Consider the following 19,815-nt stretch of genomic DNA (forward strand, 5'->3'; position numbering starts at 1 on the left):
AACCCCCATTCATGTCCGTGGTACCGGTAGACTGAAGCGAATCCCGCCCTGTGGCGGGATCCCGCTGACAAACGCTGACAACGCAGATCGACGCAGCCGCTCCTGCTTGCATGCCTGCTGGCCCGGAGTACGGCCTGTGCTGTGCCAGAAAGGGCGCTTCGTGGCCGATTCCGGCAACCCCAACGACAACCAGTCCACAGCCGGCGAGAACGGCGAGGTCACCGCCTCGTACGACGCGAGTGCGATCCAGGTCCTCGAGGGCCTGGACGCGGTCCGCAAGCGGCCAGGCATGTACATCGGCTCGACCGGTGAGCGCGGGCTGCACCACCTCGTGTACGAGGTGGTGGACAACTCGGTCGACGAGGCCCTGGCCGGGCACGCGGACACCATCGACGTGACGATCCTCGCCGACGGCGGGGTGCGCGTGGTCGACAACGGCCGAGGCATCCCGGTCGGCATCGTGCCGTCCGAGGGGAAGCCGGCCGTCGAGGTCGTCCTGACGGTCCTGCACGCGGGCGGCAAGTTCGGCGGTGGCGGCTACGCCGTCTCCGGCGGTCTGCACGGCGTGGGCGTGTCCGTTGTGAACGCCCTGTCGACCAAGGTCGCGGTCGAGGTCAAGACGGACGGCCACCGCTGGACCCAGGACTACAAGCTGGGCGTGCCGACGGCCCCGCTGGCCAAGAACGAGGAGACGGTCGAGACCGGCACCTCGGTCACCTTCTGGGCCGACGGCGACATCTTCGAGACGACCGAGTACTCCTTCGAGACGCTGTCGCGGCGCTTCCAGGAGATGGCCTTCCTCAACAAGGGCCTGACCCTGTCGCTGACCGACGAGCGCGAGTCGGCGAAGGCGACCGTGGGCGCGGACTCGGCCGAGGAGGCCGACGACCAGCAGGCGCGCACGGTCAAGTACCACTACGAGGGCGGCATCGTCGACTTCGTGAAGTACCTGAACTCGCGCAAGGGCGAGCTCATCCACCCGACCGTCATCGACGTCGAGGCCGAGGACAAGGAGCGCATGCTCTCGGTCGAGATCGCGATGCAGTGGAACTCGCAGTACACGGAGGGGGTCTACTCCTTCGCGAACACGATCCACACGCACGAGGGCGGTACGCACGAGGAGGGCTTCCGGGCCGCGCTGACGGGTCTGGTGAACCGTTACGCGCGCGACAAGAAGCTGCTGCGCGAGAAGGACGACAACCTCGCCGGCGAGGACATCCGCGAGGGTCTGACGGCGATCATCTCGGTGAAGCTGGGCGAGCCGCAGTTCGAGGGCCAGACGAAGACCAAGCTGGGCAACACCGAGGCCAAGACCTTCGTGCAGAAGGTCGTCCACGAGCACCTCAACGACTGGTTCGACCGCAACCCGGTCGAGGCCGCGGACATCGTCCGCAAGTCGATCCAGGCGGCCACGGCCCGCGTCGCGGCCCGCAAGGCCCGCGACCTGACCCGCCGCAAGGGCCTGCTGGAGAGCGCCTCGCTGCCGGGCAAGCTGTCCGACTGCCAGTCGAACGACCCGACCAAGTGCGAGATCTTCATCGTCGAGGGCGACTCCGCCGGCGGCTCCGCGAAGTCCGGCCGAAACCCGATGTACCAGGCCATCCTGCCCATCCGCGGCAAGATCCTGAACGTCGAGAAGGCCCGTATCGACAAGATCCTCCAGAACACCGAGGTCCAGGCGCTGATCAGCGCCTTCGGCACCGGTGTGCACGAGGACTTCGACATCGAGAAGCTCCGCTATCACAAGATCATCCTGATGGCGGACGCCGACGTCGACGGCCAGCACATCAACACCCTGCTGCTCACCTTCCTCTTCCGCTTCATGCGGCCGCTGGTCGAGGCCGGTCACGTGTACCTGTCCCGCCCGCCGCTCTACAAGATCAAGTGGGGCCGGGACGACTTCGAGTACGCGTACTCGGACCGCGAGCGCGACGCGCTGGTGGAGCTCGGCAAGCAGAACGGCAAGCGGATCAAGGAAGACTCGATCCAGCGCTTCAAGGGTCTGGGCGAGATGAACGCCGAGGAGCTGCGCGTCACGACCATGGACGTGGACCACCGCGTGCTCGGCCAGGTCACCCTCGACGACGCGGCCCAGGCCGACGACCTGTTCTCCGTGCTGATGGGCGAGGACGTCGAAGCACGACGCTCCTTCATCCAGCGCAACGCCAAGGACGTTCGGTTCCTCGACATCTGAGTCGGCCTCCGCTGACCGCCGCCTGAAAGGACTTCTGACCAGCAATGGCCGACGAAACCACCCCCACCGCCGAGAATCCCGCGGAGGAGCAGCCCGTGCTGCGCATCGAGCCCGTCGGGCTCGAGACGGAGATGCAGCGCTCCTACCTCGACTACGCGATGTCCGTCATCGTGTCCCGCGCGCTGCCCGACGTACGGGACGGCCTCAAGCCGGTCCACCGCCGCGTGCTGTACGCGATGTACGACGGCGGCTACCGGCCCGAGAAGGGCTTCTACAAGTGCGCCCGCGTCGTCGGCGACGTCATGGGCACGTACCACCCGCACGGCGACAGCTCCATCTACGACGCCCTGGTCCGCCTGGCCCAGCCGTGGTCGATGCGCATGCCGCTGGTGGACAGCAACGGCAACTTCGGCTCCCCGGGCAACGACCCGGCGGCCGCGATGCGCTACACCGAGTGCAAGCTGATGCCGCTGGCCATGGAGATGCTCCGGGACATCGACGAGGAGACCGTCGACTTCACGGACAACTACGACGGCCGCAACCAGGAGCCGACCGTCCTGCCGGCCCGCTTCCCGAACCTGCTGGTCAACGGCAGCGCCGGTATCGCGGTCGGCATGGCCACCAACATCCCGCCGCACAACCTGCGCGAGGTCGCGGCCGGCGCCCAGTGGGCGCTGGAGCACCCGGACGCCTCGCACGAGGAGCTGCTCGACGCGCTCCTGGAGCGGATCAAGGGCCCCGACTTCCCGTCGGGCGCGCTGGTCGTGGGCCGCAAGGGCATCGAGGAGGCGTACCGGACCGGGCGCGGCTCGATCACGATGCGCGCGGTGGTCGAGGTCGAGGAGATCCAGAACCGCCAGTGCCTGGTGGTCACGGAGCTTCCGTACCAGACCAACCCGGACAACCTGGCGCAGAAGATCGCCGACCTCGTGAAGGACGGCAAGATCGGCGGCATCGCCGACGTCCGCGACGAGACCTCGTCGCGCACCGGCCAGCGCCTGGTGATCGTGCTCAAGCGCGACGCCGTCGCCAAGGTCGTGCTGAACAACCTGTACAAGCACACCGACCTGCAGACGAACTTCGGCGCGAACATGCTGGCGCTGGTGGACGGCGTGCCGCGCACGCTGTCGATCGACGCGTTCATCCGCCACTGGGTCACGCACCAGATCGAGGTCATCGTCCGGCGGACGAAGTTCCGCCTGCGCAAGGCGGAGGAGCGCGCGCACATCCTGCGCGGCCTGCTCAAGGCGCTGGACGCGATCGACGAGGTCATCGCACTGATCCGGCGCAGCAACACCGTCGAGATCGCGCGCGAGGGCCTGATGGGCCTGCTGGAGATCGACGAGATCCAGGCCAACGCGATCCTCGAGATGCAGCTGCGGCGCCTGGCGGCCCTGGAGCGGCAGAAGATCGTCGCCGAGCACGACGAGCTCCAGGCGAAGATCAACGAGTACAACGCGATCCTGGCCTCGCCGGAGAAGCAGCGCTCGATCGTCAGCGAGGAGCTGGCGGCTCTCGTCGAGAAGTTCGGCGACGACCGGCGCTCCAAGCTGGTGCCCTTCGACGGCGACATGTCCATGGAGGACCTGATCGCCGAAGAGGACATCGTCGTCACGATCACGCACGGCGGCTACGTCAAGCGCACCAAGACCGAGGACTACCGCTCGCAGAAGCGCGGCGGCAAGGGCGTGCGCGGCACGAAGCTGAAGCAGGACGACCTGGTCGACCACTTCTTCGTGTCCACCACGCACCACTGGCTGCTGTTCTTCACGAACAAGGGCCGGGTCTACCGCTCCAAGGCGTACGAGCTGCCGGACGCCGGCCGCGACGCCCGCGGGCAGCACGTGGCGAACCTGCTGGCCTTCCAGCCGGACGAGAAGATCGCCCAGATCCTCGCGATCCGCGACTACGAGGCCGCCCCGTACCTGATCCTGGCCACCAAGGGCGGCCTGGTGAAGAAGACGGCGCTCAAGGACTACGACTCGCCCCGTTCGGGCGGCGTCATCGCCATCAACCTCCGGGAGACCGAGGACGGCAGCGACGACGAGCTGATCGGCGCCGAGCTGGTCTCCGCCGAGGACGACCTGCTGCTCATCAGCAAGAAGGCGCAGTCGATCCGCTTCACGGCGACCGACGACGCGCTGCGCCCGATGGGCCGCGCCACCTCGGGCGTGAAGGGCATGAGTTTCCGCGAAGGTGACGAACTGCTCTCCATGAGCGTTGTGAGGCCGGGTACGTTCGTCTTCACCGCGACCGACGGCGGCTACGCCAAGCGGACGCCGGTCGACGAGTACCGCGTCCAGGGCCGTGGCGGTCTGGGCATCAAGGCCGCCAAGATCGTGGAGGACCGCGGATCGCTCGTCGGGGCGCTCGTGGTGGACGAGACGGACGAGATTCTCGCCATCACGCTGGGCGGTGGTGTGATTCGTACGCGAGTCAACGAAGTCAGGGAGACCGGCCGTGACACCATGGGCGTCCAGCTGATCAACCTGGGCAAGCGCGATGCCGTGGTCGGTATCGCTCGTAACGCCGAGGCCGGTCAGGAAGCTGACGAGGTCGAGGAGACCGACGCAGCCGAAGGACAGGCCGCCGAGGCCGCCGAGGGCACGCAGCCCTCGGCCGGGGAGCACGAGGAGTAAGTCGTGAGTGGAGCCACGGGCGCCGGACCGGCCAAGACTGGGGAGGACGGTACCCGTGGCCCCGCCGCGGACTCCCCGGACGCGGGCGCCGAGGCCGCCGAGGGCAGGGGGAGAACCGTGACGGACACCCGCAAGCCGAAGTCGAAGCCGGATCCGGAGCCGAAGGCGGCCGCTGCGGCGGCCACCGGTGCCGCGCCTGCGGCCGGCCGGCCGCAGGAGCAGCCGTACCACCCGCCGCAGGCGTACGCGGCGCCTGCGGCCCCGGGCGCGCCCCGCGCCGCCGGGGACGCCGCCGCGCAGCGCAAGGCGCGTACGGGGGCCCGTACGACGCCCAGGACGCGCAAGGCGCGGCTGCGGGTGGCCAAGGCCGACCCGTGGTCGGTGATGAAGGTCAGCTTCCTGCTGTCGATCGCGCTGGGCGTGTGCACGATCGTGGCGGCGGCGGTGCTGTGGATGGTCATGGACGCCATGGGCGTCTTCTCGACCGTCGGCGGCACCATCAGCGAGGCGACCGGGTCGAACGAGAGCAACGGCTTCGACCTCCAGTCGTTCCTGTCGCTGCCGCGCGTTCTGATCTTCACGTCGGTGATCGCGGTCATCGACGTGGTGCTGGCGACGGCGCTGGCGACGCTGGGCGCGTTCATCTACAACCTGTCGGCGGGCTTCGTCGGCGGTGTGGAGCTCACGCTCGCCGAGGACGAATGACCGCTGATTGACCTGCGGGGACTGCCCCGGGGAACGGATTTTGGCGGGACCGTGTCTGTGCGCTAATCTTCAGGAGTCAGCGCGCAGCGCGGATGGGGCTATAGCTCAGTTGGTTAGAGCGCATCCCTGATAAGGATGAGGCCACAGGTTCAAATCCTGTTAGCCCCACAGTGAAGAAGACCCCCAGGCCCCCGGCCTGGGGGTCTTCTTCGTAGGGTCAGTTGAGGGCTTCCCAGGTCACCGAACGGTATCGGTGCGTGTGTATTGTTGGCCGTCAGAAGTCCCCAACGTCAATGAAAGACGAGGTCGCGCGGTGAAGAAGCTGCTCCTGGTCGCACTGGCCGCCATCGGCGGGCTCCTCGTGTACCGCCAGATCCAGGCGGACCGCGCCGAGCAGGACCTGTGGACGGAGGCAACTGACTCCGTGCCCTCTGGTTCCGGTGTGTGAGACCGAAAGCTGATCTCATGAAGCCCCGGCTGCCGCTGCGGCCGGGGCTTTGTGCTGTTCTGTGACAAAAAGTTACGTTATGCAAAGATTTGGCTTGCGCTAGCAAAATCGGGGTGGCGTGATGGGGCGGGTACGGACGACGGCGCTGGCGGGGGCGGCGGCCCTGGGGCTGGCCGGAGGCCTTCCGGGGGCGGTGCAGGCCGCCACGGCGCCCCCGCAGCCGGTTCCGGCGTACCAGGGCGCCGAGGGCGCCAAGAGGATCGAGGGCAGGCCCAGCAGCGCGGACGCCCCGCTCGTGGCGGCCGGGCAGGCCTACACGGACGCCGTCGGCCCGGGCGAGCGCTACTACCGGCTGAATCTCGACGACGCCTCCAGCGTGTACTTCTCCGCCGTCCTCCAGCCGCCGCGCGGCGCCAAGGTCGGCTACGGCGACGGCCTCGAGGTCGAGATCATGACCAAGGAGGGCGATCGCTGCCCGACCAACCCCGGCCGGGCCGGTTTCGGCTACGACCCCGTCCCCCTCGGTGCGGTCGCGGTCCGGCGGCTCGAGGAGGACGCCGAATGCCAGGGCGCCGGCGTCTACTTCGCGAAGGTCACCCGCACCGCCGCCAAGACCTCCGATCCGGGCGCGTGGCCGGTGGAACTGCTGCTCCAGCGCGAGCCCGGCCTCGTCGCCGGCAGCGCCCCCACCACCGCGCCCAGCGTCTGGCCCTCGGCCTCGCCCACGCTGCCCGGCAGCGAGCCGGTGGCGCGCAGCGGGGGCACCGGCTTCAACGACGCCCGGGCGCTGGGCAGCGGGGTCTGGCGGGACGACCTGCGGCCCGGCCAGACCCGCTTCTACCGGGTCCCGCTCGACTGGGGACAGCAGTTGGGGCTCAGCGCCGAGCTCGCCGACGCCAGGATGACCAAGTCGTACGGCTCGGCCTCGGGCGGGCTCAGCGTCGCGCTGTACAGCCCGTACCGGGGCCTGGTCGAGGACAAGGACATCTCGTACGGCGGCAAGCAGGCGGGCCTCACCCTGCCGAAGACGGCGCCGGTGGCGTACGAGAACCGCTTCTCGGACGCCAACGAGGTACGGGGGGCCCGGCTGGCGGGCTGGTACTACATCGCGGTGACCCTGGGCGGGAAGGTCGCCGAGTTCACGCAGGACGCGAGCCCGGTGCCGCTGACCCTGCGCATGGACGTCACCGGTGCCCCGGCCAAGGGGCCCGCGTACAAGGAGAGCCTGACCGCGGCCGGGTTCGGGGTGGGCGCGGACGAGCGGGCCGCGGCCAAGGACGGGCTCACCGCCCCGGAGGCCGCGGAGGCGGCCGACGGGCGCTCGGTGATGCGGGTGGTGGCCGGTGCGGGCTTCGGTACCGGGACGGCGCTGCTGCTCGTACTCGGCGGCTGGTACTTGCTGGCCCGGCGCGGGCGCCGCGCCTAGGGGGTCAGATCCGGGTCAGGGCCCAGACGCCCACCGCGAAGCACAGCAGCGCGGCGGCCAGGATGCCGGCGGCGGCCTTCGGCGGGGGCGGGGCGATCCCGCCGGTCCGTACGGGAGGCGCGTACGGGGAGGACACGGCGGCGGCGACCGCGGTGCCGGCGGTCGTGCCGGCGGTCGTGGCCGGGGCGCCGGGGGCATCGGGCCGCCCCGGCGGCGGGAGGTGGAAGCTCCCCGTCTCCGAGGGCCCGAACACCCCGGCCGGCGGCGGCCCGAACCCCGCGGGGGCGGCCGGTACGGGGGCGGCCGCGGTCGCGGGAGCCTGCGCAGGGACCCCCGCCGCGGTGGGGGACTCGGGGGTCACCGCGGCGGTGCTCTGCGGCCCCTGGGGGCCGAAACCGGGCGGGAGCGGACCGAGTTGGTCGAACACCTCCACCGGGTCCGCGTCCGGTGCGGACCGAGGGAGCAGCTCCACCGCCTCGGCGAGGGCCTTGCGGGCCCCTGTGGCCGTCTTGAACCGGCTCCGGGGGTCCGGCTGGAGGAGGCCCGCGACGACGTCCCAGAGCGGCGCCGGAACGCCATCGGGGGCCGCGGGGGTGCCGCGGGCGAGGAAGTGCTCCACCAGGGCCTGGGAATCGGGCTTGGCGCCCCGCAGGAGGTAGAGGGCGACGAGCCCGACGGCGAAGAGGTCGGCGGGGAAGTCGGGTTCGGAGCCGAGCAGTTGTTCCGGGGCGAAGTAGCCGGGCGTGCCCACCACGTAGTCGGTCTCGGTGAGGCGGGGCTCGCCCTTGCGCATCGAGATGCCGAAGTCGGACAGCCGCAGGTGCGGCCGTCCGGACCCGGTGGCCTCCATCAGGATGTTGGCCGGCTTGATGTCGCGGTGGACGACGCCTTCCGAGTGCACCGCCGCCAGCCCCGACAGGAGCTGGTCGAGCAGCGTGCACACGAAGCGGGGCGGCAGCGGGCCGTAGTCCCCGATGACGTGGGCGAGGGAGCCGCCGGCGACGAGGTCCATCGTGAACAGGACCTTGTCGTCGTCCGCCGCCCAGCTGGCGGGGGCCAGCACGTGCGGGTGGTCGATGCGCAGGGCCTGCTCCCGGACGAACCGGAGGAGGGTGTGGGCGTCGCTCTGGCGCAGGACCTTGGCGGCGACGTACCGGCGGCGCCGGTGGTCCCAGGCCCGCCACACGGCGCCGGCGCCCCCGCGCCCGATCGGATCGATCAGCTCGTACCGGCCGGCGAAGATCTCACCCATCGCTGCGCCCGTCCCCCGTCTCGTGCGTGCGTCCCGTGCGTGCGGTGTCGCGTCAGTTCTGGTGGGACTCGTAGTGGGCGACCGCGTCGGCGGTGCGGCCCGCGCCGTAGACCCGGAGGAACTCTGCCAGTTCGGGATGGCTGGGGGCGAGGGAGTCGGCCGCGTCGATGATGTCGCCGGCCGCGGAGACCGAGCGCAGCAGCGACTGGATCTCGCGGACGACGCGCTTGACGGTGGGTGCGCCCGAACCGGTGGTGGTCTGGCCGCTGTTGCTGAGGACGGAGCCTCCCTGGGTCTTCTTGATCTCGTCCATCCGGTCGGTGGCCTCGGCCGCGCTGACGCTTCCGTCCGCCACCTGGCCCGCGAGATCCTGGAGGGCCTGGACGCGCTGCACCACGGCCGGGTTCCCGATCTTGGCCCGCTGGCCGCTCATCAGCTGGGACAGCATGGGCGCCGACAGTCCGAGGACGGCAGCGAGGCGGGCCTGGTTCAAGCCGAGGTCATCTATGAGCCGGCGGAAGAGAGCGCCCAGCGGCTCCCCGTACCAACTGCGCTGAAGCTCTCTGGCTCTGGCCGTGGCCTCTTGCTGAACAGCGTCCACTCTTACTACTCCCCTACTTCGCTGGTGCGAACCTCGCGAGCATCTTACGGAGGGTGGTCGCATGGCGGGAGCCCCCATAATTTTGCGAGATGCGGGGGTACACCCGGTACTCTGTTCTGCGGAACGGCCACACCTTCACGGGAGGCGGTCGCGTCCATCTTTTCGGGGCTTTAGCTCAGTTGGTAGAGCGCTGCCTTTGCAAGGCAGATGTCAGGAGTTCGAATCTCCTAAGCTCCACAGCACCAGAGGCCACCTGACCAGCGGAAACGCAGGTCAGGTGGCCTCTTTGCGTGGTGCGGTGCGCCCGGTGGCGGCCCGGTTAGAGGTCGATCCAGTACCGGCGCTTGGGGCCTATGAGGGTCTCGCGGACGTCCTCCAGGACGCCGCCGCAGCCCTCTATCGTGCGCACGGAACCCGTGTTGCCGGGGTCGCACGTCAGGAGTACCCGGTCCATCCCCAGGAGCCGGGCCTCGTACAGGACCGAGCCGAGGGCCCAGCCGGCCAGCCCGCGCCGCCGTGCGGAGGGGCGGACTCCGTAGCCGATGTGGCCGCCGGCGTCGAGGAGGAAGCCGTTCAGGTAGTGGCGCAGGTCGATGGCACCCAGATAGGTGTCTTCCTCGGTGATCCACCAGTACGTGGCGTGCACGCGACCCTGCTCGACGGGGCGGGTCCGGTCCCCGTACCCGCGCAGCCGCTCCGTCCAGGCGGCGAAGCCCTCGGGGCTGTCCACATCGTCTTCGCAGCCGAGTCCGGCGCCGTCCATGTGGGCGTCGGACCCCCACTCCTCCCGGGCTTCGAGCCAGGAGGCGTGCAGGCGGGAGGAGGGGAAGACGAGCTCGGGCATCCGTCGACGGTAACAGCCGGGGGCCCCGCGCCCGGGTCCCCCGGTTGGCCCTGTCACAGGGCCGGGCGGCCCCGGCTGCCCGACAGTGGGGGAAGGCACCGGAAGGCACCGAGCCAGGGGGCGACACCACGCCGGAGGCGCACAGACCATGGGACTCTTCGACTTCCTCAAGTCCGACAAGAAGAAGCACGAGGCGGCAGAGAAGGCCGCGGCGGCCGCCTCGGCGGACTACGCGGCGAAGTACAGCGACGGCGTATCGGCCACCAAGGCCGCCGCCGAACGCATGGCCGCGGCGGCCCGGCCGAAGGCCGCACCGGCTCCGCACACCCCTACGCCCACGTCCGCCGCGCACAAAGCGGTTCCGGCGGCTCCGGCTCCGGCTCCCGCTTCGGCGCCGAAGCCGATGCCGGCGGCCAAGAAGCGTACGTACACCGTGCGGTCGGGCGACTCGCTCTCCGCGATCGCCCGCCGGGAGCTGGGCAACGAGGCCCGCTGGCGCGAGCTCTACGCCATGAACCGGGGCGTCATCGGGTCGAACCCCGAACTGATCCACCCCGGCCAGGTGCTCACCCTCCCGCACTAGGGCGGGACGTGGCGCAGGGCCCGGATCCGACGGATCCGGGCCCTGTCGCCGTCTGCGGTCCGCGGTCGGGAACCGTCCGCGGTCAGGACCGGCTCACTCGTCCGCCGCGCCGTTGGAGGCCTCGCGCTCCTTGGCCGCCAGCTCGTCGTCGAAGCTGGCCGGCTCGCGCTCGCGCGAGAGCTCGGTCGCGGCCGGCGGCTCGACGAGCCAGTCCGGGTTCGACTGCTGGTCCCACCACCGCCACGCCAGGTACGCCCCGGCGGCCAGGACCCCGACCACCGCCGTGAACTTGAGCGCCCGGCCGGCCCGGCACCGTCGCTCGTGGCGCTTCACCAGCTTCTGGACCTCCTTGGCCGACACCTGGCCGCGCAGCGCTGCCAGGGCCGCCGTCGACCGGGACGCGGCCTCCTCGGCCACCGGCTGGGCCGCGGCCAGCGCGCTCTCCAGCCTCGGCTGCGTGTAGTCGGCCGCCTGCCGCGCCGCCCGGCGCGTGTGGTGCACGGCCATCGTCGCCGCCCGGTCCACGTTCGGGGGCACGTGCGTGCGGGCCGCCCTCATCCTCGGGTGCAGATGCTCGTCGTACGCCGTACGGGCCTGCCGGGCCGCCTCGGCGGTCGCGTACGAGACCTTCGGTGCCAGCCGCTCGTTCGCCTCGGCCGCGTAGTGCGCAGCGGCGTCCCTGGCGGCTGCTGCGTACGGCGCCACCGCTTCCGCTGCGTGCCTCGCCGTTTCCCTGGCGCTTTCGGCGGCCAGGTGCACGCTGTCCTTGCGGGTCACAGGATCCTCCTCCTCGGTGGCGGACACAGTTCACCTTTCCACCCTTTGTCGGATCATGCCTGCCATACCGCCGGGCGGCATGCGTGACAGGGCATACGGGTGGAGGATTTCTGTGCCGCGCGGCGCTCCGTGGGAGGATCTGGAACCGACAGTGATGACTATGGAAGGCAGATCCGTGGCCGAGAAGCTCTACGCCACCCTGAAGACCAACCACGGCGACATCGAGATCGAGCTCCTGGCGAACTTCGCTCCGAAGACGGTCAAGAACTTCGTGGAGCTGGCCACGGGCGCCCGCGAATGGACCCGTCCCACCGACGGCCAGAAGACCACCGATCCGCTGTACGACGGCACCGTCTTCCACCGCGTCATCAGCGGGTTCATGATCCAGGGCGGCGACCCGCTCGGCAACGGCACCGGCGGCCCCGGCTACCAGTTCGCCGACGAGTTCCACCCCGACCTGGCCTTCACCAAGCCGTACCTGCTCGCCATGGCCAACGCCGGCCCGGGCACCAACGGGTCCCAGTTCTTCATCACCGTCGCGCCCACCGCCTGGCTGACCCGCAAGCACACCATCTTCGGCGAGGTGACCGACAAGGCCAGCCAGAAGATCGTGGACGACATCGCGGGACTGAAGACGAACCCGCGCACCGAGCGCCCCCTCGACGACGTGATCATCCAGTCCGTCGTCGTCGAGAAGCGCTGACCGCCCCCGCGCCGCCCCGGGAACCTTTCCGCCCCGCCCGTCCGTCCTGCTTGCGTGGGAACCGACGGGGCCACGGCCGGACGACCGGCGGGGTGCGCCGCCCGTCCGGCCGCTGATCGAGGGGACCGATGGACACCGACCGTCTGCCGGGCTGCTACCGCCACCCGGACCGCGACACGGGGATCCGCTGCACGCGCTGCGAGCGCCCCATCTGCCCCGAGTGCATGATCAGCGCCTCGGTCGGCTTCCAGTGCCCCGAATGCGTCCGCGGCGGATCCGGTACGGGGCACGCCCCGGCCGCGAACGTGCCGCGCACCGTCGCGGGCGGGGTGGTCGCCGCCGATCCGCACCTCGTCACCAAGATCCTCATCGGGCTCAACGCCGCGGTGTTCCTGGTGGGCCTGCTCGCACCGGCGGTCGTCGTGCGGCTGGAGCTGCTCGGGCGGTACGTCGAATACTTCGGCGGCCCCGTCGAAGGCGTGTCCACAGGCGAGTACTACCGGCTGCTGAGCTCGGTGTTCCTGCACGTGGAGTGGTGGCACATCGGGGGCAACATGCTGGCCCTGTGGGTGATCGGCGGGCCGCTGGAGGCGGCCCTGGGCCGGGTCCGCTACCTCGCCGTGTACCTGCTGTCGGGCCTGGGCGGAAGCGCCCTCGTCTATCTGCTGACCGCGCCGAACACCCCGACCCTCGGCGCCTCCGGCGCGATCTTCGGCCTGCTCGGCGCCACCGTCGTGCTGGTGCGCCGGCTGCGCTACGAGATGCGGCCGGTGATCACCATGGTCGTGCTCATGCTGGTGCTGACCTTCGTGCCCTTCGGCGGCAGCCTGTCCGTGTCCTGGCAGGCCCACATCGGCGGCCTGGTGACCGGCCTGCTGGTCGGTCTGGGCATGGTCGGACCGGCCGCCGGCAGGACGCGCGCACTGGTCCAGTGGGGGACCTGTGGAGCGGCATTCCTGCTGGCAGCGGCGGTGGTCCTGGTGCGTACGGCCGAACTCACCTGATCACACCGGCGTCAACACTCCACAGGGTTATCCACAGATCTTCTGTCTTTTCCTCAGGTGTGGATGACGCTGTGGATAACTCATGGGGAGAGCTTGCCGGACCCGGTGCGCCTGTGCTTGCGGCGCCCGGTCAGGGGCCGGTCATTTCCACTGCGTGGACACGCCGAATCCCGCCGCGATGAAGCCGAATCCGACCACGATGTTCCAGTTGCCCAGCGCCTCGATCGGCAGCTGGGTCTCGGTCACGTAGAAGACGACGATCCACGCGAGACCGATCAGGAAGAACGCCAGCATGACCGGGGCGACCCAGCTGCGGTTGGTCAGCCTGATGGCCTGCGCCTGCTTCGCCGGCGGCGGCGTGTAGTCGTCCTTCTTGCGGATACGTGACTTCGGCACGAGGGGCTCTCCTGTCGATGCGCTGGGGACCTTGCCTGCCCCGGGCGTCCGTTAGCGTAGTGGACCTGTGGCGTTGAAGGAGAAGGGTACGTTGAGCAATTCCGACGACTCCTCCGCGGGTCCCCGTCGCCGGGCCAGACCGGTCCGGCTGCTGACGGCCGCCGTTTTCGCCCTGGCCGGTCTCATCTTCGTCACCAGCTTCAACACTTCCAAGGGTACGAACATCCGGACGGATGCCTCGCTCCTCAAGCTCTCGGACCTCATCCACGAGCGCAGCCAGAACAACGCGCTGCTCGAACAGAGCACCGCGGCCGTCCGCGGCCGGGTGGACGCCCTCGCCGACCGCGACGACGGCAGCACCAAGGCCGAGGACGCCAAGCTGGCCGCCCTGCGGGCCGCCTCGGGCACCGAGCCGCTGTCCGGCAAGGGCCTCACGGTCACCCTGAACGACGCCCCGCCGAACGCCACCGCCCGCATCCCCAACGTGCCCGAGCCGCAGCCCAACGACCTGGTGATCCACCAGCAGGACCTCCAGGCCGTCGTGAACGCCCTGTGGCAGGGCGGCGCCGAGGGCATCCAGGTCATGGACCAGCGGCTGATCTCCACCAGCGCGGTGCGCTGCGTCGGCAACACGCTGATCCTCCAGGGCCGCGTCTACTCGCCCCCGTACAAGGTGAGCGCGGTCGGGGACCCGGCCGCGCTGCGCAAGGCGCTGGCCGCCTCCCCGGCCCTGCAGAACTACCAGCTGTACGTGTCGGCGTACGGGCTGGGCTGGAAAGTGGACGAGCACAAGGAGCTGACACTCCCCGGCTACTCCGGCACAGTGGACCTCCACTATGCGAAGCCGCTGGACGCCACCTCCGCGAGCAGTACGCCGTGACGTCGTACTGCGCCTGGTGGTGCGGACGTTCAGCGAGGTGTGCCTGACGGCGGGCACGCTGATCGTGCTCTTCGTGGCGTACGTACTGCTGTGGACCGGGGTCAAGGCCGACCGGGCCATGGACGGGGAGATGGCCCGGATGCGCGACCGCTGGGCCGCGGCGCCGGCCGCGGCCCCCGCTCCGGGCCCCACCCCCGCCCCCACCGCCCCGCAGCAGCAGACGCCGGCCCCGCAGGCCCCGCCGGCCGCGTCGCCCGCGCAGGAGCAGTCCGGATACCCGCCCGGCCGGGCCTTCGCCGAGATGTACATCCCGCGCTTCGGCCCGGACTGGAACAAGCCGGTCCTGGAGGGCACCGGCACGGAGCTGCTGAAGAAGGGCCTCGGCCACTACACGGGCACCGCCCGCCTCGGCGGCACCGGGAACTTCTCGGTCGCGGGCCACCGGCGGACGTACGGCGACCCCTTCAAGGACTTCCCCGAGCTGCGGCCCGGAGACGCCGTGATCCTCAAGGACGCGACGGCCTGGTACACGTACACGGTCCGCAGCGAGCCGCTGCGCACCGTGCCCACCGACATCGGGGTGGTCGACCCGGTGCCGCGCCGGTCCCCCTTCACCGGGCCCGGGCGGTACCTGACGCTGACGACCTGCGACCCGGAGTGGGGCCACAGCCACCGGCTGGTCGTCTGGGCGGAGCTGACGCAGACCCGCACGGCCGCCCAGGGCCGTCCCGAGGGTTTGCCGAGCTGACCCATCCGGCCGGGCCGCTGCCTTTAGTCTGTTGGCGTACCGCCCCCGCGGTGCGGTGGTCGATCGTGGACGGATAGGAAACAGACGGCATGTACGGCTGGATCTGGCGGCATCTGCCGGGCAACGCGTGGGTTCGCGCGCTGATCTCTCTCGTACTGGTCCTCGGAGTGGTCTTCGTGCTGTTCCAGTACGTCTTCCCGTGGGCCGAGCCGCTCCTGCCGTTCAACGACGTAACGGTGGACGAGGGATCGGGAGCCACTCCGTGAGCGCGCGCATTCTGGTTGTCGACAACTACGACAGCTTTGTCTTCAACCTGGTCCAGTACCTGTACCAGCTCGGCGCCCAGTGCGAGGTGCTGCGCAACGACGAGGTCGAACTCGCCCACGCGCAGGACGGCTTCGACGGCGTGCTGCTGTCGCCCGGACCGGGTACGCCGGAGCAGGCGGGCGTCTGCGTCGACATGGTCCGCCACTGCGCCGACACCGGTGTCCCGGTCTTCGGCGTGTGCCTCGGCATGCAGTCCATGGCCGTCGCGTACGGCGGTGTCGTGGACCGGGCGCCGGAGCTGCTGCACGGGAAGACCTCCCCGGTGGTGCACGAGGGCCTCGGCGTCTTCGAAGGGCTGCCGTCGCCGTTCACCGCGACCCGCTACCACTCGCTCGCGGCCGAGCCGGCGACCCTGCCCGACGTGCTGGAGGTCACCGCCCGCACCGAGGACGGCATCATCATGGGGCTGCGGCACCGGGAGCACGACGTCGAGGGCGTGCAGTTCCACCCCGAGTCGGTGCTGACCGAGTGGGGCCACCGGATGCTCGCGAACTGGCTGGTGCGCTGCGGGGACGCGGGGGCCGTCGAGCGCTCGGTGGGGCTGGCCCCGGTGGTGGGCAAGGCCGTCGCGTGACCGCGGTCGCGCCGTCCGCGCCCACGGAGGGCCGGGCCGCGCGGCGCAGGGCAGCTCAGGAGGCCGCGAAGCGCACGCGCAGGCGCGGCGGGGGCCGTCGGCGCAGGCGGCCCGCTTCGGGCGGTCCGGTGGTCGTGGCGAGCCGGCTCGCCGGTGAGCTGTTCATCACGCTGGGCGTGGTGATGCTGCTGTTCGTCGCCTACCAGCTCTGGTACACGAACGTACTGGCGGAGCGGACGGCGAACGGGGCGGCCGGCTCGCTGCGGCAGAACTGGGAACGCACCCCCGGCGGGGCCGCCGCCCCGCAGGTCTCGGCGTTCGAACCCGGGGAGGGGTTCGCGATCCTCCACATCCCGAAGCTGGACGTGAAGGTGCCGGTGGCGGAGGGGGTCAGCAAGCCGAAGGTGCTCGACAAGGGAATGGTCGGGCACTACGCGGACGGCGCGCTGAAGTCGGCGATGCCGGCCGACAAGCAGGGCAATTTCGCGCTGGCGGGCCACCGCAACACCCATGGCGAACCGTTCCGCTTCATCAACAAGCTGGTGCCGGGCGACCCGGTCGTGGTCGAGACGCGGGACGCGTACTACACGTACGAGATCACCTCGTCGCTGGCGCAGACCCCGCCGACGAACGTGTCGGTGATCAAACCGGTGCCGGTGGGCTCGGGTTTCACCGCCCCGGGCCGGTACATCACGCTGACGACCTGCACCCCCGAGTTCACGAGCACCTACCGGATGATCGTATGGGGCAGGATGACCGACGAACGCCCCCGCAGCCAGGGTGCTCCGCCCGCGCTGGCCAGCCCGTAAGGACGAACAAGCAGTGTCACGTGCCGCGTCGCCGCCCCAGAACCGCAGTGTGCTCGCCGGCTTCCTGAGCCTGCTGGGCGAGTTCCTGATCACCGTGGGCCTCGTCCTCGGCCTGTTCGTCGCGTATTCGCTGTGGTGGACCAACGTGATCGCGGACCGGCAGGCGCAGGCGCGCGGCGACGAGATCCGCCAGCGGTGGCAGACCGCCCCGGGGGCGAACGGGTCCGCGGCGCCGGGGGCGCTGGACACCGGGGACGGGATCGGCTTCCTGCACGTACCGGCGATGAAGAACGGCGAGGTCCTGGTCAAGAAGGGCACGGCGCCGGACGTCCTCGACGACGGCGTGGCGGGGTACTACACGGACCCGGTGAAGGCGGCCCTGCCCTGGGAGGCGTCGGGGAACTTCTCCCTGGCGGCGCACCGGGACGGGCACGGAGCCAAGTTCCACGACATCGACAAGGTGAAGAACGGCGACGCGGTCGTCTTCGAGACGCGGGACACCTGGTACGTCTACAAGGTCTTCGCCGAGCTGCGCCAGACGTCGAAGTACAACGTGGACGTGATCTCGGCGGTCCCGAAGGAGTCCGGGCGGACGGCGCCGGGCCGCTTCATCACGCTGACGACCTGCACGCCGGTGTACACGTCGAAGTTCCGGTACGTCGTGTGGGGCGAGCTGGTGCGCACGGAGAAGGTGGACGCGCAGCGCACGCCCCCGGCGGAGCTGCGCTGACACCGGGCACCGCAGGCTCGCGACGGGAAAGCCCCTGTGAGCGGCTCTGAGGCCGCTCACAGGGGCTTTCGCGTGTCTCCGTGAGGAAGGGGACCGACTAGCTCCGGCCGCCCGTCAGGCCGTCGAAGATGCCGCCGCCCCCGTTGTTGCCGCCGTTCTGCTGGCCGCCCAACGTCTGGACGTTGATGACCCGGCCCGCTTCGACCGGGGTGCCGGCCTGGGGGTCGGTCGCCACGATGACCGCCTTGTCGTCCGTCGAGCCCGCGATGACCTGGAGGCTCAGGCCCCGGGTCGCGAGGTCCGCCTTGGCCTGGGCGACGGTCTTGCCGATCAGCTGCGGGACCTGGGTCTGCTGCGAGGCCTTGGCGATCTGGACGTTGACCGTCGTGCCCACCGCGAGCTGCTCGCCCGGCTGGTACTGCTGCTGGACGATCGTCTTCGGCGCGGCTCCCGGGGAGTCGACCTCCGTCTGGCTGCCCAGCTTGAGCTTGGCGTCGTTCAGCGCCTTGATCGCCTGCTCCCGGGTCTTCCCGAGGAGGTCCGGCATCTCGGCCTTCGCCTGCTCCTTGGCGACGGTCACCGTGACGGTCGAGCCCTTCTGGGCCTTCGCGCCGCTCTTGGGGCTCTGGTCCAGGACGGTGCCGGCCGTCCGGTCCGACTCCTGGGTCTTCTTCTCGACCGCGAAGCCCTTGTCCTTGAGAGCCTTCTCCGCATCCTCGAACTTCACGTTGAGGACATCGGGCACGGCCACGTCCGGCGCGCCCGAGGAGACCTTGACCTTGACCGTGGTCCCCTTGTCGACCTTGGTGTCGGGCTCCGGGTTCTGCGAGCAGATGTTGCCCTTGGGCTGGTTGTCGCAGGCCTCGTCGGCTTCCTTCTCGACCTTGAGGCCGACGTTGTCGCCGGTCTTCTGGGCCTGCTCGAGGGTCTGGCCGATGAGCTTGGGCACGTTGGGCCGGTTGTCGGCCCCGCCGCTGAAGAGGGAGCGCCCGATGAGGATCGCGCCGACCAGGACGAGGATGCCCGCGGTCACCAGCAGGATCGTCGAGGCCTTGCTCTTCTTCTGCGGGCTGCGGCCGTGGCCGCCCTGGTCGTAGCCGCCCTGTCCCTGGCCCGCGTACCCGCCGGGCCCGTTGTACCCGCCGTCGCCCGGCGGCATCGGCGGGAGCATGGAGGTCTGGCCGGCGTCGGACGCGCGCAGGGCGGTGGTGGGCTGGTCGTAGCCCTGGTGTCCGTAGCCGCCCTGGTCGGGGTAGCCGTAGCCGGGCGTGCCCATGGCGGCCGCGGCCGCGACGGGCTGGCCGTCGAGGCAGGCCTCGATGTCGGCGCGCATCTCGTCGGCGGACTGGTAGCGGTAGTCGGGGTCCTTGACCAGCGCCTTCAACACGATCGCGTCCATCTCGGGCGTGATCTCGGGGTCGAAGTTCGACGGCGGCTGCGGTTCTTCCCGTACGTGCTGGTACGCGACGGCGACCGGGGAGTCGCCGATGAACGGCGGCCGGACGCTGAGGAGTTCGTACAGCAGGCAGCCGGCGGAGTAGAGGTCGGAGCGCGCGTCGACCTGCTCGCCCTTGGCCTGCTCCGGGGAGAGGTACTGGGCGGTGCCGATGACGGCCGCGGTCTGCGTCATGGTCATGCCGGAGTCGCCCATGGCACGGGCGATGCCGAAGTCCATGACCTTGACCTGGCCGGTGCGGGTGAGCATCACGTTGGCGGGCTTGATGTCACGGTGCACGATGCCGGCGCGGTGCGAGTACTCGAGGGCCTGGAGGATGCCGATGGTCATTTCCAGGGTGCGCTCGGGCAGCAGCTTGCGCCCGGAGTGCAGGAGCTCGCGCAGGGTGGAGCCGTCGACGTACTCCATCACGATGTACGGGATGGAGATGTTGTCGACGTAGTCCTCGCCGGTGTCGTAGACCGCGACGATCGCCGGGTGGTTGAGCGACGCGGCCGACTGGGCCTCGCGACGGAACCGGGCCTGGAAGGACGGGTCGCGGGCGAGGTCGGCGCGCAGGGTCTTGACGGCGACGGTACGGCCGAGCCGGGTGTCGTGGGCGAGGTAGACCTCGGCCATGCCACCGCGGCCGAGCACGTGGCTCAGCTCGTACCGGCCGCCGAGGCGACGCGGCTCTTCCATAACGTTGCAGCCCTCTCCGTCAGTCCCGACCGCACCCG

20 protein-coding genes and 2 tRNA genes are annotated in these 19,815 nt (G+C 70.4%); 16 read left to right on the forward strand and 6 right to left on the reverse strand.

The features are described 5' to 3' along the window. Positions 1–136 precede the first annotated feature (136 nt). The 6 genes from gyrB to ACFYZS_RS10810 all read left to right on the forward strand — a co-directional run bounded on the left by gyrB (position 137) and on the right by ACFYZS_RS10810 (position 7,412). Entirely contained in the window at positions 137–2,194 is a 2,058-nt protein-coding gene (gene gyrB / locus ACFYZS_RS10785; RefSeq protein ID WP_389009396.1) for a DNA topoisomerase (ATP-hydrolyzing) subunit B, read from the forward strand. A gap of 44 nt (positions 2,195–2,238) precedes the next feature. Beyond that, complete coding sequence (gene gyrA, locus ACFYZS_RS10790) at positions 2,239–4,833, forward strand: DNA gyrase subunit A (RefSeq protein ID WP_389009398.1); 2,595 nt, start codon at positions 2,239–2,241, stop codon at positions 4,831–4,833. 3 nt (positions 4,834–4,836) lie between these two features. After that, positions 4,837–5,538, forward strand: a complete 702-nt coding sequence (locus ACFYZS_RS10795) for a DUF3566 domain-containing protein (protein ID WP_389009401.1) — start codon at positions 4,837–4,839, stop codon at positions 5,536–5,538. A 94-nt stretch (positions 5,539–5,632) separates the two neighbouring features. Further along, a tRNA-Ile gene (locus tag ACFYZS_RS10800) sits at positions 5,633–5,706 on the forward strand. Positions 5,707–5,851: 145 nt separating this feature from the next. Further along, entirely contained in the window at positions 5,852–5,986 is a 135-nt protein-coding gene (locus ACFYZS_RS10805) for a DLW-39 family protein (protein ID WP_208809277.1), read from the forward strand. A gap of 121 nt (positions 5,987–6,107) precedes the next feature. Further along, positions 6,108–7,412 (forward strand): hypothetical protein, encoded by a 1,305-nt coding sequence (locus tag ACFYZS_RS10810; protein WP_389009404.1) that lies wholly within the window; start codon positions 6,108–6,110, stop codon positions 7,410–7,412. Between the two features lie 4 nt (positions 7,413–7,416). Here ACFYZS_RS10810 and ACFYZS_RS10815 read toward each other — a convergent pair whose 3' ends face one another. Next, on the reverse strand, positions 7,417–8,664 hold the full coding sequence (locus ACFYZS_RS10815) for a serine/threonine-protein kinase (protein ID WP_389009407.1): 1,248 nt from the start codon (positions 8,662–8,664) through the stop codon (positions 7,417–7,419). Between the two features lie 52 nt (positions 8,665–8,716). Then, entirely contained in the window at positions 8,717–9,265 is a 549-nt protein-coding gene (locus ACFYZS_RS10820; protein ID WP_030857694.1) for a transcriptional regulator, read from the reverse strand. Positions 9,266–9,429: 164 nt separating this feature from the next. On the opposite strand from ACFYZS_RS10820, the gene ACFYZS_RS10825 reads away from it, so the two are divergent. Next, positions 9,430–9,502 (forward strand) — tRNA-Ala (locus ACFYZS_RS10825). Between the two features lie 82 nt (positions 9,503–9,584). Here ACFYZS_RS10825 and ACFYZS_RS10830 read toward each other — a convergent pair. Further along, positions 9,585–10,109: a GNAT family N-acetyltransferase gene (locus ACFYZS_RS10830; RefSeq protein WP_389009410.1), complete on the reverse strand. Its 525-nt coding sequence runs from the start codon at positions 10,107–10,109 to the stop codon at positions 9,585–9,587. A gap of 148 nt (positions 10,110–10,257) precedes the next feature. On the opposite strand from ACFYZS_RS10830, the gene ACFYZS_RS10835 reads away from it, so the two are divergent. Then, the gene (locus ACFYZS_RS10835) at positions 10,258–10,692 is read left to right on the forward strand and encodes a LysM peptidoglycan-binding domain-containing protein (RefSeq protein ID WP_389009412.1); all 435 of its coding nucleotides are present in this window, start codon (positions 10,258–10,260) and stop codon (positions 10,690–10,692) included. A gap of 93 nt (positions 10,693–10,785) precedes the next feature. Here the strand turns inward: ACFYZS_RS10835 and ACFYZS_RS10840 are convergent, their stop codons facing one another. Beyond that, positions 10,786–11,469 (reverse strand): DUF5324 family protein, encoded by a 684-nt coding sequence (locus ACFYZS_RS10840; protein ID WP_389009415.1) that lies wholly within the window; start codon positions 11,467–11,469, stop codon positions 10,786–10,788. A 175-nt stretch (positions 11,470–11,644) separates the two neighbouring features. On the opposite strand from ACFYZS_RS10840, the gene ACFYZS_RS10845 reads away from it, so the two are divergent. Both ACFYZS_RS10845 and ACFYZS_RS10850 read left to right on the forward strand, forming a co-directional pair. Then, the gene (locus tag ACFYZS_RS10845) at positions 11,645–12,172 is read left to right on the forward strand and encodes a peptidylprolyl isomerase (RefSeq protein ID WP_389010246.1); all 528 of its coding nucleotides are present in this window, start codon (positions 11,645–11,647) and stop codon (positions 12,170–12,172) included. 128 nt (positions 12,173–12,300) lie between these two features. After that, positions 12,301–13,176 carry a rhomboid family intramembrane serine protease gene (locus ACFYZS_RS10850; protein ID WP_389009418.1) on the forward strand — a complete coding sequence of 292 codons (876 nt, stop codon included), beginning with the start codon at positions 12,301–12,303 and terminating at the stop codon, positions 13,174–13,176. 141 nt (positions 13,177–13,317) lie between these two features. Here ACFYZS_RS10850 and crgA read toward each other — a convergent pair whose 3' ends face one another. Beyond that, positions 13,318–13,572, reverse strand: coding sequence for a cell division protein CrgA (crgA, locus tag ACFYZS_RS10855; protein ID WP_359170072.1), 255 nt, complete (start codon positions 13,570–13,572; stop codon positions 13,318–13,320). Between the two features lie 91 nt (positions 13,573–13,663). Between crgA and ACFYZS_RS10860 the strand changes: the two genes are divergently transcribed. From ACFYZS_RS10860 to ACFYZS_RS10885, 6 genes are all read left to right on the forward strand, one after another. Continuing rightward, positions 13,664–14,452, forward strand: a complete 789-nt coding sequence (locus tag ACFYZS_RS10860; RefSeq protein WP_389009420.1) for a DUF881 domain-containing protein — start codon at positions 13,664–13,666, stop codon at positions 14,450–14,452. After that, on the forward strand, positions 14,409–15,200 hold the full coding sequence (locus tag ACFYZS_RS10865) for a class E sortase (protein WP_389009422.1): 792 nt from the start codon (positions 14,409–14,411) through the stop codon (positions 15,198–15,200). Before ACFYZS_RS10860 ends, ACFYZS_RS10865 begins: the two co-directional genes overlap by 44 nt. A gap of 89 nt (positions 15,201–15,289) precedes the next feature. Then, positions 15,290–15,466, forward strand: coding sequence for a hypothetical protein (locus ACFYZS_RS10870; protein ID WP_030153138.1), 177 nt, complete (start codon positions 15,290–15,292; stop codon positions 15,464–15,466). Next, positions 15,463–16,101, forward strand: a complete 639-nt coding sequence (locus ACFYZS_RS10875; RefSeq protein ID WP_389009425.1) for an aminodeoxychorismate/anthranilate synthase component II — start codon at positions 15,463–15,465, stop codon at positions 16,099–16,101. The genes ACFYZS_RS10870 and ACFYZS_RS10875 overlap by 4 nt, the downstream gene beginning before the upstream one ends. Beyond that, positions 16,098–16,910 (forward strand): class E sortase, encoded by an 813-nt coding sequence (locus ACFYZS_RS10880; RefSeq protein WP_389009428.1) that lies wholly within the window; start codon positions 16,098–16,100, stop codon positions 16,908–16,910. Before ACFYZS_RS10875 ends, ACFYZS_RS10880 begins: the two co-directional genes overlap by 4 nt. A 13-nt stretch (positions 16,911–16,923) precedes the next feature. After that, positions 16,924–17,640 (forward strand): class E sortase, encoded by a 717-nt coding sequence (locus ACFYZS_RS10885; RefSeq protein ID WP_389009431.1) that lies wholly within the window; start codon positions 16,924–16,926, stop codon positions 17,638–17,640. 97 nt (positions 17,641–17,737) lie between these two features. Here the strand turns inward: ACFYZS_RS10885 and pknB are convergent, their stop codons facing one another. Beyond that, positions 17,738–19,777: a Stk1 family PASTA domain-containing Ser/Thr kinase gene (gene pknB, locus ACFYZS_RS10890; protein ID WP_389009434.1), complete on the reverse strand. Its 2,040-nt coding sequence runs from the start codon at positions 19,775–19,777 to the stop codon at positions 17,738–17,740. Positions 19,778–19,815 lie beyond the last annotated feature (38 nt).

It is taken from the genome of Streptomyces sp. NPDC001903 (assembly GCF_042891345.1).
GTDB lineage: Bacteria > Actinomycetota > Actinomycetes > Streptomycetales > Streptomycetaceae > Streptomyces.